Genomic DNA, 14370 nt, shown 5'->3' on the forward strand with positions numbered 1-14370 from the left:
AAATGCTTTTGGCCGCTCTACGACCATTGCCCGGTCCGCCGCTGCGCCCTAGCGTGGGCCGATGAACCCCATGCGGCGGATCCTGATCCTGGGCGGCGGCACCGCGGGCTGGCTCACCGCCGCCTATCTCGCCCGCTATCTCGACATCGCCCACCAGCAGCGCTTCGCGATCACGTTGCTCGAATCCCCTGCGCTGGGGATCGTCGGCGTAGGCGAGGGGGGCTTCCCGACCATCCGCGAGACGCTGCAGTTCCTCGGCATCGACGAGCGCCGCTTCGTCCGGCAGACGCGTGCCACCTTCAAGCAAGGCATCCGCTTCGACGACTGGCTGTACGCGCCCCTGCCCGACGGCACCCGCCACCGCTTTCTCCATCCGTTCGAGGCACCCTTTCATACCGAAGGGGCGGGGCTGGTGCCCTATTGGCTGCTCCAGCCAGAGGCGCGCCGTACGCCCTTTGCCGAGGCGATGACGATCCAGAACCGCGTCGCCGCAAATGGCCGGGCGCCCAAGCGCGCGGAGGAGGCGGGGTTCGGTGGGCCGCTCACCTATGCTTATCATTTCGATGCGGTGCGGCTGGCACAGCTGCTCCGCGACCGGGCGATCGAGCTGGGCGTGACGCATCTGGAGGGCGAGGTCTTCTCCGCCCACACCGATGCCGAGGGCGCGATCGATCGGATCGAGACGCGCGAGCATGTCAGCCTGACCGCCGACCTCTATATCGATTGCTCGGGCTTCGAGCCGGCGCTGATCGGCAAGGCGCTGGGCGCTCCCTTCACCTCGGTACGCCACCAGCTGTTCACCGATCGCGCGCTCGCCTGCAAGCTGCCCTATGCGGATCCCGAGGCACCGATCGCGACGACCACCGTCGCCGCTGCGCACGAAGGCGGCTGGACCTGGGACATCGGCCTCCAGCACGCACGCGGCATCGGCTGCGTCTATTCCTCGGCGCATCTGTGCGATGACCGCGCGGCGGAGATCCTCGACGCGCATCTCGGCGGGGCGCCGCACGAGGCGCGGTTGATCAAGTTCGAGCCGGGATACCGTCGCACGCCCTGGGTGAAAAACTGCGTCGCGATAGGGCTATCGGGCGGGTTCCTGGAGCCGCTGGAGGCGACCGGCGTGGTGCTGATCGAGGCGGCTGCCGCGATGATCGCCGAGCTGTTCCCGCATGCGGGGCCCGTCGATGCGCCCGCCGCGCGGTTCAACGCGCTGATGACCGCGCGCTACGAGCGGATCGTCGATTTCCTCAAGCTCCATTACTGCCTCAGCCGCCGCGAGGAGCCCTTCTGGCGCGACAACCGCGATCCGGCGTCGATCCCGGAGACGCTGCAGGCGCTGCTCGAGCAGTGGCGCCACCGTCCGCCGAGCCGGTTCGACTTCCTGCTCGACGTCGAGAGCTTCGCCTTCTTCAACTATCAGTACATCCTCTACGGGATGGACTTCCGCACCGACCTGTCCGGCGCGCGGGACGGCTTCCCGCATGCCGAAGCTGCCGCGCGCCAGTTCGCGCGCATCCGCGGGTTCGGCGAACAGGCGGTGGCGGACCTGCCCGCGCATCGCGAGCTGATCCGCCAGCTAGCCGGCTAGACCGTCGCCAACTGGCCGTCGATCGCGTCGAGCTCGCCGCTCGCCCGCGCCTTGCGGCCATAGACCGCCTCGAACAGCGGGGTGGCCATGACGGTGGTGACAATCGCCATCAGCACCAGCATCGAGAACAGCGTCGGGCCGATGATGCCTTTCTGCAGGCCGATATTGATGATGATCAGCTCCATCAGCCCGCGCGAGTTCATCAGCGCGCCGATGCCGAGCGCGGTGCGATTGTCCTCGCCGGCGAGCCGCGCCGCCGCCCAGCAGGCGCCGAACTTGGCGAGCACCGACACCGCAAGGATTCCGAGCGCAACCAGCAGCAGCGACGGCGAGTTGACCATGTCCATCCGGGTGTTGAGCCCCGAATAGGTGAAGAACATCGGCAGCAGCAGCACCACGGCGAGCGGCTCCACCTTGCGCTTGAGCTCGGCGACGAACAGCCCGCGCGGCATGCACACGCCCATCAGGAAGCCGCCGAAGATCGCGTGGATGCCGATTGCGTCCATGAAGAAGGCAGACATGCAGAACAGCATCATGGTGACGGCAAGCACGCCGCTCGTCATTTCGCCGCGCGCCTCGACGATCCGGCCGAGCGGGGCGAGCAGGCGGCGGCCGAAGACCAGCATGAAGCCGGCGTAGAGCACCGCGCCGCCGATCGCGAGGACCGCCACGCCGGGGCCCGCGCCGAAGGTCGCCAGCACCAGCGCCAGCACGCACCAGGAGGCGGCATCGTCGAACGCGCCGGCGGTGAGCGACAGCGTGCCGAGCGCCGAATTGGCGAGGCCGCGCTCGTTGATGATCCGCGCGAGCATCGGGAAGGCAGTCAACGCGATGCAGGCGCCCATGAAGAGCGTCGCATTGGCCTGGCTGATGCCCGGCGTGAACAGCCCCGGCACGGTGAGCAGGCTCGGCGTGATCAGCGCGGCGAGCAGGAAGGGGGCGGCGATCCCGGCGGCGGAGACGCCCGCGGCGCTCTTGGCCTTGGACTGGAAATGATCCAGCCGCAGCGTCAGCCCGACCATGAACATGTAGAGCCCGACGCCGAGCTGCGCGCCAGCGTACAGCACGTTGCGCGTCTCCTTGGAAAAGATCGCCAGCTGCAGGTCGGGCGCGACCAGCCCGAGCAGCGACGGCCCGAGCACCACGCCCGCGATCATCTCGCCGACTACCTGCGGCTGCTTCAGGAATTTCTGCCCCGCCCAGCCCACCACGCGGCAGGCGAGCAGGATGATCGCCAGCTGCAGGAAGAAATGAATGCTGAAGTCGCCGGGCGCATAGGTCTTGGCGGCGTGCACCGCCGGGCCGTGCGGGTTGAGGACGTCGGTCAGCGCGTGCCAGGCACCGGTCAGCAGCTCGTTCATCTGGATCCCCTCGTGCGCCCGACATCTCCTGCGTCGGCGCGAGGCCTTAGGAACCCCGCGCAAAGGTTCTCGGCAAGAGCCGTTCTGCCCATGGTCTTCATTTTTCCGGCGGCCTGGGGCCGACTGTTGCCGCGGGTCCACAAGGTAGGTACGTACCTACAGAATAGCGCCTAGACAGTGCGAAGGACAGGGTGCGCGATGAAGGTGATCACCAGCCGCGAATTCAACCAGGACGTCAGTGCGGCGAAGCGATTCGCCCGCACCGAACCGGTCTTCATCACCGATCGCGGCAAGCCCACCCATGTGCTGATGAGCATCGCCAGCTTTCGCGCCTTTATCGGCGAGCGCGAGAGCATCGTCGACGCGCTGGCGGCGGCCGAGCCGTTCGACGTCGAACCCGGGCGCTGGTGAATGTACCTGCTCGACACCGCGGTACTGCTTGACCTCCGCCACGCGCGCGCCGGCACCGCCGATCCGCGTTTGGCGGCATGGGCGGGCGCCGTGCCGCGCGAGCAGCTGTTCGTATCGGTGCTGGTGCTGGCCGAGATCGAGGCGCAGGCGGCGCGCGCACCCCGCGGCGACGATGCAAATGCGCTGCGACGCTGGATCGACGACCAGCTCGTTCCCGCGTTCGGCGCGCATCTGCTGCCGGTCGATACCGCGGTGGCGCGGCGGCGCGGGCAGGTGGCGCTGTCGAGCGATCGACATGCGCTGGTCGCCGCCACCGCGCTCGAACATGCGCTGACGCTGGTCACCTATGACGCCGCCGCCTATCGCGGCGTGCGGTTCAAGCTGTTGGACCCGCGCCGCTACGATCCCGAAGACGCGGTGGACGACTGGCGCGCCGCCGCCGCGCGCAGCGGCCCGGTCTGGTTCCGCAATCTGTTCCTGCGCAGCTGACGCGCTGCAACCGGTGCGGCCCCCAAGCATTTGTCTGCCAAGGAGAAATGCCATGGCCGACGACAAGCACGCGACCCTTTACCGCATGGTCCTGCCCGATCATGTCTGCCCCTTCGGGGTCCGCGCCCGCGAGCTGCTGCTCGAGCGCGGCTATGATATCGACGATCGGGTGCTGGGCACCCGTGACGAGGTGGAGGCGGTGAAGGACGAGTTCGGCGTCGCCACCACCCCGGTGATCTTCCTCGGCGAGGAGCGGTTCGACGGGGCAGACGCGCTCGCAAACGCGCTGGCCCGTCGCTGACCGCGCCTCAGGCGACCGAGGCCGCTGCTTCCAGGATGACCTTCGCCACCGCCTCCGGCTGCGAGAGCAGCGAAAGGTGACCTGCGGCGAGTTCGGTCGTCGTCGCTTTCATCCGCGCGGCGAATTCGCGCTCCAGCTCTACGCTCACCACCCGGTCCTCGGTGGAGACGATGTACCAGCTCGGCACCTTTTCCCAGGCCGCCTGGCTGATGACGTCGCCGAACGTGCTGGCGGGGAGCGGCGGCTGGAGCACCGCCAGCACGCGCGCCTCGGCCTCGGGCAGATCGTTCGCGACGTCCTCCACCCAGCCTTCGGTGCTGAGGGTGAGGTTGCCCTTGCCGTCGTCCTGAATCTTGCCGAGCGCGGGCGGGTTCGGATATTTGCCGACCAGCGGGCCCAGCGCCTCGCCGGCGGCGGGTGCGAAGGCGGCGACATAGACCAGCGCCTTCACCTTGGGATCGGTGCCGGCCTCGGTAATCACCGCGCCGCCCCAGCTATGGCCGACCAGCACCACCGGGCCCTCGACCGCGTCGAGCGCCTGGCGGGTCGCGGCGACGTCGCCGGCGAGCGACTGGGTGGGGTTCTGCACCGCGACCACCTTGTGGCCGGCGCCCAGCAGGATCGGGATCACGCGCTGCCAGCTCGATCCGTCGGCCCAGGCGCCATGGACGAGAAGGATGGTGGGCGAAGCATTGGTCGACATGCGGAAAGCCTCCGTGCAGGATGTTGACGCATGGTCTAAGTCACGGGAAGTAGGGCGGATTGTCGTATTCGGCGGTTTCTTGGCGGTTCCGCCCACGCACTCGGCTCGTCGCGTTCGCGTTACCGTTTCGGAACAAAGCGCCGCGTCGTTGATTTCCGCTGCCAACGATTTTCGACTGTACCAACGTAAAAGGGTAATGATGATGAAGAAGATGCTCGTGCTCGGCGCCGCTGCCGGCCTGATCGCACTCTCGGCGTGCAACAACACCCCGCGCGAACAGGCGGCCGACAACATCGAAGCGAACGCCGAGAACGTTGCCGACAACCTTGAGGCCGCTGCCAGCAATGCCACCACCGATGCGGCGCAGGACAATCTGCAGAACCAGGCCGACGCCGTGCGCGCAGAGGGCGATGCCAAGGCGAAGGACATGCGCACCCACGACGCAGACACCAACCTGCACAACGGGATGTAATTCCGGAAGATTTCCGGTCCGGGTACCCGCCGTTCCCACGCAGGCGGCGGGCCCTAGCGAAGGGCGCTCGCAATCGCGGGCGCCCTTTTGCGTCTGGGCCGTTCGTGCGTCGTGATTTGCAATCGATTGTTGTGTCGCGATGCTAGACGCTTCATAAAGGCAGGATAGAACATAAGGGCCTAGTGGAGAGGCGCGACATGGATCCTGCTGGCGGAAAACCGCGTCTTTCGCTTTGGCGAGTCCTGGAGATGAATCTGGGCTTTCTGGGCCTGCAGTTCAGTTTCGGGCTGCAACAGGGCAATATGGCCCCGATCTACTCCTATCTCGGTGCCTCCGAAGCGTCGCTGCCACTGCTGCAACTCGCCGGACCGATGACCGGTCTCCTGGTCCAGCCCCTGATCGGCGCCCTTAGCGACCGAACGGACAGTCGCTGGGGGCGGCGCACGCCGTATTTCCTAGCAGGCGCGATTCTGTGCGCACTCGGCCTTTTCTTCATGCCGCTCAGCACGTCCATCCTCATGGCGGTGTCGCTGCTCTGGCTGCTCGATGCCGGCAACAACATCACCATGGAGCCGTATCGCGCCTATGTTTCCGATCGGCTGGATTCCAGCCAGCACGGGCTCGGCTTTCTTACCCAGAGCGCTTTTACGGGACTGGCCCAGATGCTGGCCTTCCTCACGCCGTCGCTGCTCGTCTGGGCGGGGATGAACCAGGACTGGGTCGACGCCCACCATATTCCCTACACCGCACGCGTCGCGTTCATGGTGGGCGCGGTGCTGGCGCTCGGTACCATCGCCTGGTCGGTCCTGCGGGTGCCGGAGCTGCCGCTCACGCCGTCCGAGCGCGCGCATATTGCCGCACAGCCGAAGTCGCTGTCCGCCACGCTGGCGGAGATCGGCGCAGCGATCCGTGACATGCCGGTGGCCATGCGCAAGCTTGCGCTGATGAGCTTGTTCCAATGGTATGCGATGATGGCATATTGGACGTACGTCATCCTTGCCATCGCCCGATCGGTTTACAACACCATGGATTCGACCGCACCCGGCTTTCGCGCTGCGGTACTGACCAATGGCGAGATTGCCGCTTTCTATAATGCCGTTGCGTTCGTCGCTGCCTTCGCGATGGTGCCGATCGCGCGCAGAATGGGCGCTGCGCGGGTGCATGCCGTTTGCCTGGTGTGTGCCGGCATCGGCATGCTCTGGCTGCCGCATGTACAGCACAAGGCGCTGCTGTTCGTCCCCGCGATCGGCCTCGGCCTGGGCTGGGCGAGCATGATGGGCAATCCCTACGTCATTCTCGCTGGATCAATCCCGCCTGCTCGGACCGGGGTCTATATGGGCATATTCAACATGATGATCGTCATTCCGATGCTGCTCTTCTCGATCAGCCTGCCGTTCCTGTACGGTCCGCTGCTGGGCGGTGACGCGCGGAACGTGCTGCGACTTTGCGGCATCCTCTTGTTCGGTGCCGCGCTTGCGGTGTGGACGGTGCGCGAGCGGAAGCCGGCATGAAGGCCTGTGCCACATGGACGCGGGAAGCCGTTGGAAGCATCTCGACTCAAACCGGTGCAACGCTCCCGCTGCTCGCGTCGGCCGGGGCGTCCCCCGCGCCTGGCATGGATCTTTGGGACATGTGGCCGATTGCCGACGAGGCGGGGCGCACGGTGATACGGTGCGGACGCAGCTGGTGGTTTTTCCTCGCCGCCCCGCGCCTCGAGGATCCGGAGAGCCGGCACGATATCGCGCATATCCGTCTGCTCAGTCATGGAGAGGACGGGTGGCGCGATCACGGCAAGGTCTTCCCGGACGACTTCACCCCCGGCTCGCGCGAATGGTCGGGTTCGGCGGTGCTTGGGGCCGACGGCGTAACGCTAACCCAATATTTCACCGCCGCCGGCCGTCGCGGCAGTGCGACCACCTTCGAACAGCGGCTTTTCTTCAGTCGTGCGCGCTTCCTGATCGACGGCGAAACACCGCGGCTCGAAGGCTGGACGGTGCCTGACGAGGTCGTCGCCGCCGATGGTGTGATTTACACGGTGGCCAAAGAGACGGTTGCCCCGGCGCACGGGATCCAGGGCTTCCGCGACCCTGGCTATTTCCGCGACCCGGCCGACGGCACGGACTATGTGTTGTTCACCGCAAACGCCGCTTGGAGCGCTGACCGTGTGAACGGCGTGATCGGGGTCGCGCGGCGTGACGGTTCCGCCTGGGCGCTTGCTGCACCGCTGCTCGCTGCCGTCGCCGTCAACAGCGAGTTGGAGCGGCCGCACATCGTCGTCCGCGACGGACTCTATTATCTGTTCTGGAGTACCCAGGCGCGCCGCTTTGCCGAGGGGCTTGCCGCGCCGACGGGACTCTACGCAATGGTTGCGGCGAAGATGGCGGGTCCATGGCGGCCGGTGAACGGCACCGGTCTCGTCGCGGCCAATCCGGCGGAAGCGCCGACCCAGGCCTATTGCTGGTGGGTGACCGGCGAGGGCGAGGTGTCGAGCTTTGTGGACTATCCCGGCGTCAACGCTGTCGGCGCGGTGGCCCTGCGCGACGCCGCCTACCGTCGGCGGACCTTCGGTGGCGTTCCCGCGCCGTTCTTTCGCCTGCGCTTCACCGGCGACCGCGTGACGATCGCGCCTTAGGCAGAATCGCGCACGACAAGCTGGGGAGGCATCACCAGCGGCGCCGCGTCCTGGCCGGCGATGCGGGCGAACAGCCGCTCGACCATTGCGCGCGCGCCCCGGGCGATATCCTGTCGCACGGTGGTGAGACGCGGAACGGTCTGGAGGCCGAGCGGCAGATCGTCATAGCCGATCACCGGCACGTCGCTGGGCACCGCCATACCCTGATCGGCCAGCACACGCAGCGTCGTCATCGCGATCATGTCGGACCCCGCGGCGATTCCGTCGATTCGGTCGAGATGGCGCGTGAGATGGGCTGCGATTTCCTGTTCCATCATGTCGGATGCAAGATGGGTGTCGAGCTGGAGCGGCGCGGGCAGCCCGGCGGCGGCGGCGGCGGCGCGGACGCCGTCGAACCGCTCGCGCAGCTCCGGCGCGCGCAGCTCGCCCAGAAAGGCGATCCGCCGCACGCCGCGCGCGATCAGATGCTCGGCGGCGATCCGTCCGCCCGCGACATTCTCGGTGCCGACGGTGCAATGCACTTGCCCCGGCTGCCGGCTGCCCCAAGCGACCAGCGGTCGATAGCGCCTGGCGACCCGTTCGATCGCTTCCATCTGGTCCGACTGGCCGATCAGCAGCACGCCGTCGAGCATGCCCGAATCGACGATCCTTTCCAGCCAGTCTTCGGCATCGGGGATCACGCGCGAGAGCATCACGTCATAGCCGTTCTCGGTCAGCGCATCGGCGAGGTGGCCTAGAATGGTCATGAAGAACGGGTCGGAGAGATGCTGTCGCCGTTCGTGTCCAAGCGGCACCACAACCCCGATCACACCGGTTTTCTGCGTGCGCAGTCGGCGTGCCATCTGGTTGACGCGGAAGTCGTGGGCCGCGGCAAGTGCCTGAATGCGCTGCCGCGTCTCCGGGTTGACCAGGCTGCTCCCGGCGAGCGCACGCGACACCGTACCGGCGGAAACACCGGCGAGGCGAGCGATGTCGGCGAGCGTACGGGCAGGCCGATCCGAAGGCGGTGCATCTTGGCTCACGGCCGGGAAGTGTGGCGGCCTTCGCGGCAAACCGCAATACGGGCCGGGGCTACGGACAAATACGCAGCTTGTTGCAATCGATTGCATTGCGCGATACATCGATATGTGAAGGGCCCCCGGCAAGGAGGGCCCAGATCAGGGAGAGAGGCTCATGGCCGTTTCTGTGCGCGCGAACCGTGTTCGTCGCCTGCTGCTGGTCGGCAGCATGCTGGCAGTCCCCAGCGTCCCCGCCTTCGCGCAGGAAGCAGCGCCGCCGCAGGAGGCGGAGGCATCCAACTACACCGAGATCGTCGTCACCGCCGTAGCCCGGGGCCGAGACCGGCTGGATACCGCCATTTCCACGAGCTCGCTCAAGGCGGATGACATTCAGAAGGCGGCACCGCGATCGGTGGCGGAGATCTTTCGCAGCCTGCCAGGCATCCGATCGGAAAGTTCGGGCGGCGAGGGCAATGCCAATATCTCGATCCGCGGTCTGCCGATCGCCTCGGGCGGTGCCAAGTTCCTGCAGCTGCAGGAGGACGGCCTGCCGGTGCTCGAGTTCGGCGACATTACCTTCGGCAATGCCGACATCTTCCTGCGCGCGGACCTCAATCTTGCGCAGGTGGAGTCGATTCGCGGCGGATCGGCCTCCACCTTCGCCTCCAATTCGCCCGGTGGCGTGATCAACATGATCTCGAAGACCGGCGACATCGAGGGCGGCGCGGTGCAGGCGAGCGCGGGCCTCGACTACAAGGACTATCGCCTCGATTTCGACTATGGCGCGAAGCTCAGCGATACGCTGCGCTTCCACATGGGCGGCTTCTACCGTCAAGGCACCGGCCCGCGTCGCATCGGCTATGACGGCAACAAGGGCGGCCAGTTCAAGTTCAACGTCACCAAGGACTTCGAGGGCGGTCATATCCGGCTGTACGGCAAGTTCCTCGACGATCGCGCGGTCGGCTATCTGCCGATGCCGGTGCGGGTGACCGGCACCAATGGCAACCCGACCTATCAGGACCTGCCGAACTTCCGCTCGAACCGCGACCAGCTGCTGACGCCCAACTTCACCCGCAACGTGACATTGGACGGCAACAACAATCTCGTGACCGACGATGTCCGCGACGGCCAGCACCCGCTGGTCAAGTCGCTCGGCTTCGAGGCGGAGACGACACTGGCGGGCTGGGTGGTGACCGACCGCTTCCGCTATTCGGACATTTCGGGCCGCTTCATCGCCAACTTCCCGGCGACCGTGGATTCTGCCGGAACAATCGCCACCTCGATGGGCGCTGCGGGCGCGACATTGGCCTATGCCAGCGGACCCAAAGCCGGGCAGGCGATCACCAACCCGGCCGGGCTGAACGGCAATGGGCTGCTCGCACAGATTGTCGTGTTCGATACCAAGCTCAACAGCCTCGACAACATCACCAACGACCTGCGCGCCAGCCGCGCATTTGATGTCGGCACCGGCAAGCTCACCGCCACCGCCGGCTTCTACAAGTCGCGCCAGACGATCGATACCGACTGGCTGTGGACCTCGATCCTCACCGATGTGCGCGGTGACGGCGACGCAGCGCTGGTCAATGTCCGCCGCGCCAACGGAACGGCGGTCACCCAGGACGGGTTCTACGGCTATAGCGCCGCCTATTTCGGCGGATGCTGCCGGCGCAGCTACAATGTCGACTACAACGTCAACGCGCCCTTCGCCTCGCTCAACTACCAGGTCGGCAAGGTGTCGATCGGCGGCAGCGTGCGCTATGATTTCGGCGATGCGAGCGGCTCGATCGCCGGTGCGGATCTCGGCGGCGGCCGGGTGGGCACCACCAGCCGCGACATCAACGGCGACGGCGTGATCTCCGATGCCGAGACGCGCGTCGCAGTGATCCCGCTCACCAGCCCGGCACCGGTCAACTACAGCTACCATTATTGGAGCTATTCGGCGGGCATCAACTACCGCTTCGTCGATTATATGTCGGTGTTCGCCCGGTACAGTCGTGGCGGCCGCGCCAATGCCGATCGGCTGCTGTTCGGTCCGGCGGTGAGCACCACCGACGGCCATCTGGTGAGCTCGGCGGCGGCGGTGGACTTCGTCAACCAGGCCGAGCTCGGCGTGAAATATCGCGAAGGTCCGCTGACGCTCAACCTCACCGGCTTCTGGGCACGCACCGAGGAACAGAATTACGAGGCGACGCGGCAGGTGTTCATCGACCGCACCTATCGCGCCTATGGCCTCGAGTTCGACGGCGCGGTGCGGCAGGGGCCGTTCAGCCTGACCGCGGGCGCCACCTGGACGCATTCGCGGATCGTCGCGGATGCGCTCAACCCCGCTTCGGTCGGCAACACCCCGCGGCGCCAGGCGAGCCTGATCTTCCAGGCGACGCCGCAGGTGGCGCTAGGCCGCGCCTCGATCGGCGCCAACGTGATCGGCACGACGAGCAGCTACGCGCAGGACAACAACCAGCTCAAACTGCCGGGCTATACCCAGGTCAACGCCTTCGCCCAGTTCCGGCCGATCCCGAAGCTGCTGGTGTCCCTGAACGCGAACAACCTGTTCAACGTCCGCGGCTTCACCGAAGCGGAGGAAGGCGCGATCCCGGCAAACGGCATCGTCCGGGCGCGCTCGATCAACGGCCGCACGATCAGCACCTCGGTACGGATCGACTTCTGACCCCCTGATCCTCCCCCGTCAGGGGGAGGTGTCACCGAAGGTGACGGAGGGGGAGGATTCCAGAACGTCGCGAGCGGCGTGCTTCCTCTCCCTCCGACCCGCTGGCGCGGGCCACCTCCCCCTGGCGGGGGAGGATTTTACGGGCTTACCAGATCCGCACGCGATCCGCGGGCGCGACATATTGCTTCTGGCTGGGATCGATGTTCCACGCCGCATACCAGGCATCGACGTTGCGCAGCGGGTTCACTGCGCGGATCTGCCCGGGCGAATGCGGATCGCTGACCAGCTGCTGGCGCAGCGCCTCGTTGCGGAACAGCGTGCGCCACACCTGGCCCCAGCCGAGGAAGAAGCGCTGGTCGCCCGTGAAGCCGTCGAGCACCGGCCCAGGCTTGCCGCCGAGCGAGGCGTGATAGGCATCGAGCGCGATCATCACGCCGCCCAGATCCCCGATATTCTCGCCCATCGAGGCGCGACCGTTGATGTGGAGGCCCGGCAGACCGTCGAAGCTGTACGCCTCGTACTGCGCGCCCAGCCGCACTGCCTGCGCCTCGAACTTGGTCGCGTCTTCGGCCGTCCACCAGTCGCGCAGCACGCCGTTGCCGTCGGACTTTCGGCCCTGATCGTCGAAGCCGTGGCTGATCTCGTGCCCGATCACGCCGCCGATGCCGCCATAATTGACCGCGTCGTCGGCCTTGGGATCGAAGAAGGGCGGCTGCAGGATCGCCGCCGGAAACACGATCTCGTTCTTGACCGAGTTGTAGTAGGCGTTGACGGTCTGCGGGGTCATTCCCCACTCGGCCTTGTCGACCGGCCCGCCCAGCCGATTGCGACGATAGTCCCATTCGAACCTGGCCGAACGCTCCGCATTGCCGACGACGTCACCGGGGCGCACCTCCAGCTTGGAATAGTCGCGCCACTTGGTCGGGTAGCCGACCTTCACGGTGAAGCCCTGCAATTTGGCGAGTGCCTGCTCCTTGGTAGCCGGGCTCATCCAGTTGAGATTGCGGATGCGGCCCGCGAGCGCGACGCGAAGATTGCCGACCAGCACGTCCATCTTCGCCTTGCTCTCGGGCGGGAAATAGAGAGCGACATAATCGCGGCCGACGCCTTCCCCGATCGCCCGCTCGGTGAAGGAGACCGCGCGCTTCCAGCGCTCGCGCTCCTTGGGCTGCCCGTTGAGGAAGCGCGAGCGGAAATCGAACTGGGCGTCGGAGAAACGCTTCGAAAGCAACGGCGACATGTCGTCGGCGATCCGGAAGGCCTGCCACGCTTTCAGCGTCTCCAGATCCGTGTCGGCGAAGATCTGCGCGATCTTCGGCACGGCGCTGTTCTGCGCCACGATCACCCGGCTGGCCTTGGTTAGGCCAGCAGCCTGCCAGAAAGGATCCCAGGCGAAGCCCGGCGCCTGCGCCTTCAGCTCGGCGACGGTGACCGGATTGTAGGTCTTGTCACGATCCCGGCTCTGGGCGCGCGTCCAATGCGCCTGCGCGATGCGCATCTCCATTGCGACGACCTTATCGGCCGCCGCGGCGGGGTCGGGCCAGCCGGCCATGCCCAGCAACTGGGCGACATATTGGCGATACCGCGCCACCTGCGGCGCGAATTTCGGATCCAGATACAGGTCGCGATCGCCGAGGCCGAGGCCGCTCTGCCGCAGATACAGCGCATAGACGTCCGGCTGCTTCGCATCGTCGTTCACGCCGACCCCGAAGAAGCTGGCCCCGAAGCCGCTGACCGCAGCCCCCATGGACTGGGCGAGCTGCGCCTTGGTCTTCGCCGCCTTGACGGGTTGCAGCCGCTGCAGGAGCGGCTGTGAATCGCGCTTCTCGATCGCCGCCTGATCCATATAGCCCTGGTACAGCAGCGCCGCCTTGCGACGATCCGGATTGGCGGTGTCTGTCGGGCTATAGCCTTCGATCAGTCCGCGCAGCCGCATTTCGGAGAGATCGCGCAGGATGATGAAGGCGCCGAAGGACGAGCGATCGTCCGGAATCCTGGTGCGGTCCGTCCAGGCGCCGTTTACGAAGCGGTACCAGTCGTCCCCCGGCTTCACGCTGCGATCCATGCCTGACAGATCGAAGCCCCAGCTGCCATAGCGGGTAGCCTCGGTGGCCGGGGCCGCCGGAGCGGCTTGTTGCCGGTTGTTACCGAGCGCAGGGGCAGCGATGGCCGCAATCGTGAGTGCAGAGGCAAGGAGGACGTGCTTCAGCGCCAAGGAAACTCTCCATATCAGGCATTTAGCCGGGAATGATGGCAGTCTACACGGCGCGCGGCGGCTGGCAATCCATCGCGGAAAAATGGCAACGCGTCGTAACGTAGGCATTTGCCCCCGACCCGCATGGCGATAATGCGGCGGCATGCAGGCTTCCCCCGAACTCGCCATCCGCATGGCCCGCGCCGCGTTCAACCGAGCCCTGGCGCATGCCGATCTCGCCGCCATCGAAGCGGTGCTGGCGCCGGATGTGGTGCTGGTCGCGGGGACCGACAGCGCCGTTCTGGTGGGGCGCAAGGCACAGCTCCAGGCCTGGAAGCGCGAATTCGCCGCGAAGGGCCGGACGGTTTACAGGCGAACCCCGGAGTCGGTGCAGGTCTCTCCGGTCGTGCCGATCGCCTTCGAACATGGGCGTTGGCAGGGCGTGTCGATGGCGGACGGCACCGAGCAGGCCAGCGGCAGCTATACCGCGAAATGGCGTGCGATCGGCGGCAGCTGGCAGATCGAGGCCGAGCTGTATCTCACGCTCGCCTGA

At 66.6% G+C, this 14370-nt stretch carries 13 protein-coding genes; 9 read left to right on the top strand and 4 right to left on the bottom strand.

The window, feature by feature from the left end; genetic code table 11:
• Positions 1-61: 61 nt before the first annotated feature.
• Positions 62-1588, top strand: coding sequence for a tryptophan halogenase family protein (locus A7X12_RS14665; RefSeq protein ID WP_064312331.1), 1527 nt, complete (start codon positions 62-64; stop codon positions 1586-1588).
• Here A7X12_RS14665 and A7X12_RS14670 read toward each other — a convergent pair.
• The gene (locus A7X12_RS14670) at positions 1585-2949 is read right to left on the bottom strand and encodes a cation:proton antiporter (protein WP_064312332.1); all 1365 of its coding nucleotides are present in this window, start codon (positions 2947-2949) and stop codon (positions 1585-1587) included. The two genes, A7X12_RS14665 and A7X12_RS14670, sit on opposite strands and share 4 nt — an antisense overlap.
• Positions 2950-3147: 198 nt before the next feature.
• Here A7X12_RS14670 and A7X12_RS14675 point away from each other — a divergent pair, with 198 nt between their 5' ends.
• Genes A7X12_RS14675 through A7X12_RS14685 form a run of 3 tightly spaced genes read left to right on the top strand, consistent with a single transcriptional unit; the run spans position 3148 to position 4150 of the window.
• Positions 3148-3360, top strand: coding sequence for a type II toxin-antitoxin system Phd/YefM family antitoxin (locus A7X12_RS14675; RefSeq protein WP_064312333.1), 213 nt, complete (start codon positions 3148-3150; stop codon positions 3358-3360).
• Positions 3361-3849, top strand: coding sequence for a PIN domain-containing protein (locus A7X12_RS14680; RefSeq protein WP_064312334.1), 489 nt, complete (start codon positions 3361-3363; stop codon positions 3847-3849). It abuts the gene before it with no gap.
• 52 nt (positions 3850-3901) lie between these two features.
• A complete protein-coding gene (locus tag A7X12_RS14685) occupies positions 3902-4150 on the top strand; it encodes a glutaredoxin domain-containing protein (RefSeq protein WP_064312335.1) in 249 nt (82 codons plus the stop codon).
• A gap of 7 nt (positions 4151-4157) precedes the next feature.
• Here A7X12_RS14685 and A7X12_RS14690 read toward each other — a convergent pair whose 3' ends face one another.
• Positions 4158-4853, bottom strand: coding sequence for an alpha/beta fold hydrolase (locus tag A7X12_RS14690; protein ID WP_064312336.1), 696 nt, complete (start codon positions 4851-4853; stop codon positions 4158-4160).
• Between A7X12_RS14690 and A7X12_RS26330 the strand changes: the two genes are divergently transcribed.
• From A7X12_RS26330 to A7X12_RS14705, 3 genes are all read left to right on the top strand, one after another.
• On the top strand, positions 4852-5325 hold the full coding sequence (locus A7X12_RS26330; protein ID WP_232318526.1) for a hypothetical protein: 474 nt from the start codon (positions 4852-4854) through the stop codon (positions 5323-5325). The two genes, A7X12_RS14690 and A7X12_RS26330, sit on opposite strands and share 2 nt — an antisense overlap.
• A 248-nt stretch (positions 5326-5573) precedes the next feature.
• On the top strand, positions 5574-6836 hold the full coding sequence (locus A7X12_RS14700; protein ID WP_232318527.1) for an MFS transporter: 1263 nt from the start codon (positions 5574-5576) through the stop codon (positions 6834-6836).
• Positions 6833-7957, top strand: coding sequence for a glycoside hydrolase family 68 protein (locus A7X12_RS14705; RefSeq protein WP_064312451.1), 1125 nt, complete (start codon positions 6833-6835; stop codon positions 7955-7957). Before A7X12_RS14700 ends, A7X12_RS14705 begins: the two co-directional genes overlap by 4 nt.
• Here A7X12_RS14705 and A7X12_RS14710 read toward each other — a convergent pair.
• Entirely contained in the window at positions 7954-8979 is a 1026-nt protein-coding gene (locus A7X12_RS14710; RefSeq protein WP_232318528.1) for a LacI family DNA-binding transcriptional regulator, read from the bottom strand. The two genes, A7X12_RS14705 and A7X12_RS14710, sit on opposite strands and share 4 nt — an antisense overlap.
• 151 nt (positions 8980-9130) lie before the next feature.
• Between A7X12_RS14710 and A7X12_RS14715 the strand changes: the two genes are divergently transcribed.
• On the top strand, positions 9131-11623 hold the full coding sequence (locus tag A7X12_RS14715) for a TonB-dependent receptor domain-containing protein (RefSeq protein ID WP_064312339.1): 2493 nt from the start codon (positions 9131-9133) through the stop codon (positions 11621-11623).
• A 145-nt stretch (positions 11624-11768) separates the two neighbouring features.
• Here the strand turns inward: A7X12_RS14715 and A7X12_RS14720 are convergent, their stop codons facing one another.
• A complete protein-coding gene (locus A7X12_RS14720) occupies positions 11769-13838 on the bottom strand; it encodes a M13 family metallopeptidase (protein WP_084445483.1) in 2070 nt (689 codons plus the stop codon).
• Between the two features lie 142 nt (positions 13839-13980).
• On the opposite strand from A7X12_RS14720, the gene A7X12_RS14725 reads away from it, so the two are divergent.
• The gene (locus A7X12_RS14725) at positions 13981-14370 is read left to right on the top strand and encodes a nuclear transport factor 2 family protein (protein ID WP_064312340.1); all 390 of its coding nucleotides are present in this window, start codon (positions 13981-13983) and stop codon (positions 14368-14370) included.

The organism is Sphingomonas sp. TDK1, assembly GCF_001650735.1.
In the GTDB taxonomy this organism is placed as follows: domain Bacteria; phylum Pseudomonadota; class Alphaproteobacteria; order Sphingomonadales; family Sphingomonadaceae; genus Sphingomonas.

What these genes read in the sequence shown, in the direction of transcription:
- A7X12_RS26330 (WP_232318526.1), top strand. Translation starts at nt 4,852, where the DNA reads ATGCGGAAAGCCTCCGTGCAGGATGTTGACGCATGGTCTAAGTCACGG.
- A7X12_RS14665 (WP_064312331.1), top strand. Translation starts at nt 62, where the DNA reads ATGAACCCCATGCGGCGGATCCTGATCCTGGGCGGCGGCACCGCGGGC.
- A7X12_RS14690 (WP_064312336.1), bottom strand. Translation starts at nt 4,853, where the DNA reads ATGTCGACCAATGCTTCGCCCACCATCCTTCTCGTCCATGGCGCCTGG.
- A7X12_RS14700 (WP_232318527.1), top strand. Translation starts at nt 5,574, where the DNA reads ATGAATCTGGGCTTTCTGGGCCTGCAGTTCAGTTTCGGGCTGCAACAG.
- A7X12_RS14670 (WP_064312332.1), bottom strand. Translation starts at nt 2,949, where the DNA reads ATGAACGAGCTGCTGACCGGTGCCTGGCACGCGCTGACCGACGTCCTC.
- A7X12_RS14715 (WP_064312339.1), top strand. Translation starts at nt 9,131, where the DNA reads ATGGCCGTTTCTGTGCGCGCGAACCGTGTTCGTCGCCTGCTGCTGGTC.
- A7X12_RS14705 (WP_064312451.1), top strand. Translation starts at nt 6,833, where the DNA reads ATGAAGGCCTGTGCCACATGGACGCGGGAAGCCGTTGGAAGCATCTCG.
- A7X12_RS14685 (WP_064312335.1), top strand. Translation starts at nt 3,902, where the DNA reads ATGGCCGACGACAAGCACGCGACCCTTTACCGCATGGTCCTGCCCGAT.
- A7X12_RS14725 (WP_064312340.1), top strand. Translation starts at nt 13,981, where the DNA reads ATGCAGGCTTCCCCCGAACTCGCCATCCGCATGGCCCGCGCCGCGTTC.
- A7X12_RS14675 (WP_064312333.1), top strand. Translation starts at nt 3,148, where the DNA reads ATGAAGGTGATCACCAGCCGCGAATTCAACCAGGACGTCAGTGCGGCG.
- A7X12_RS14680 (WP_064312334.1), top strand. Translation starts at nt 3,361, where the DNA reads ATGTACCTGCTCGACACCGCGGTACTGCTTGACCTCCGCCACGCGCGC.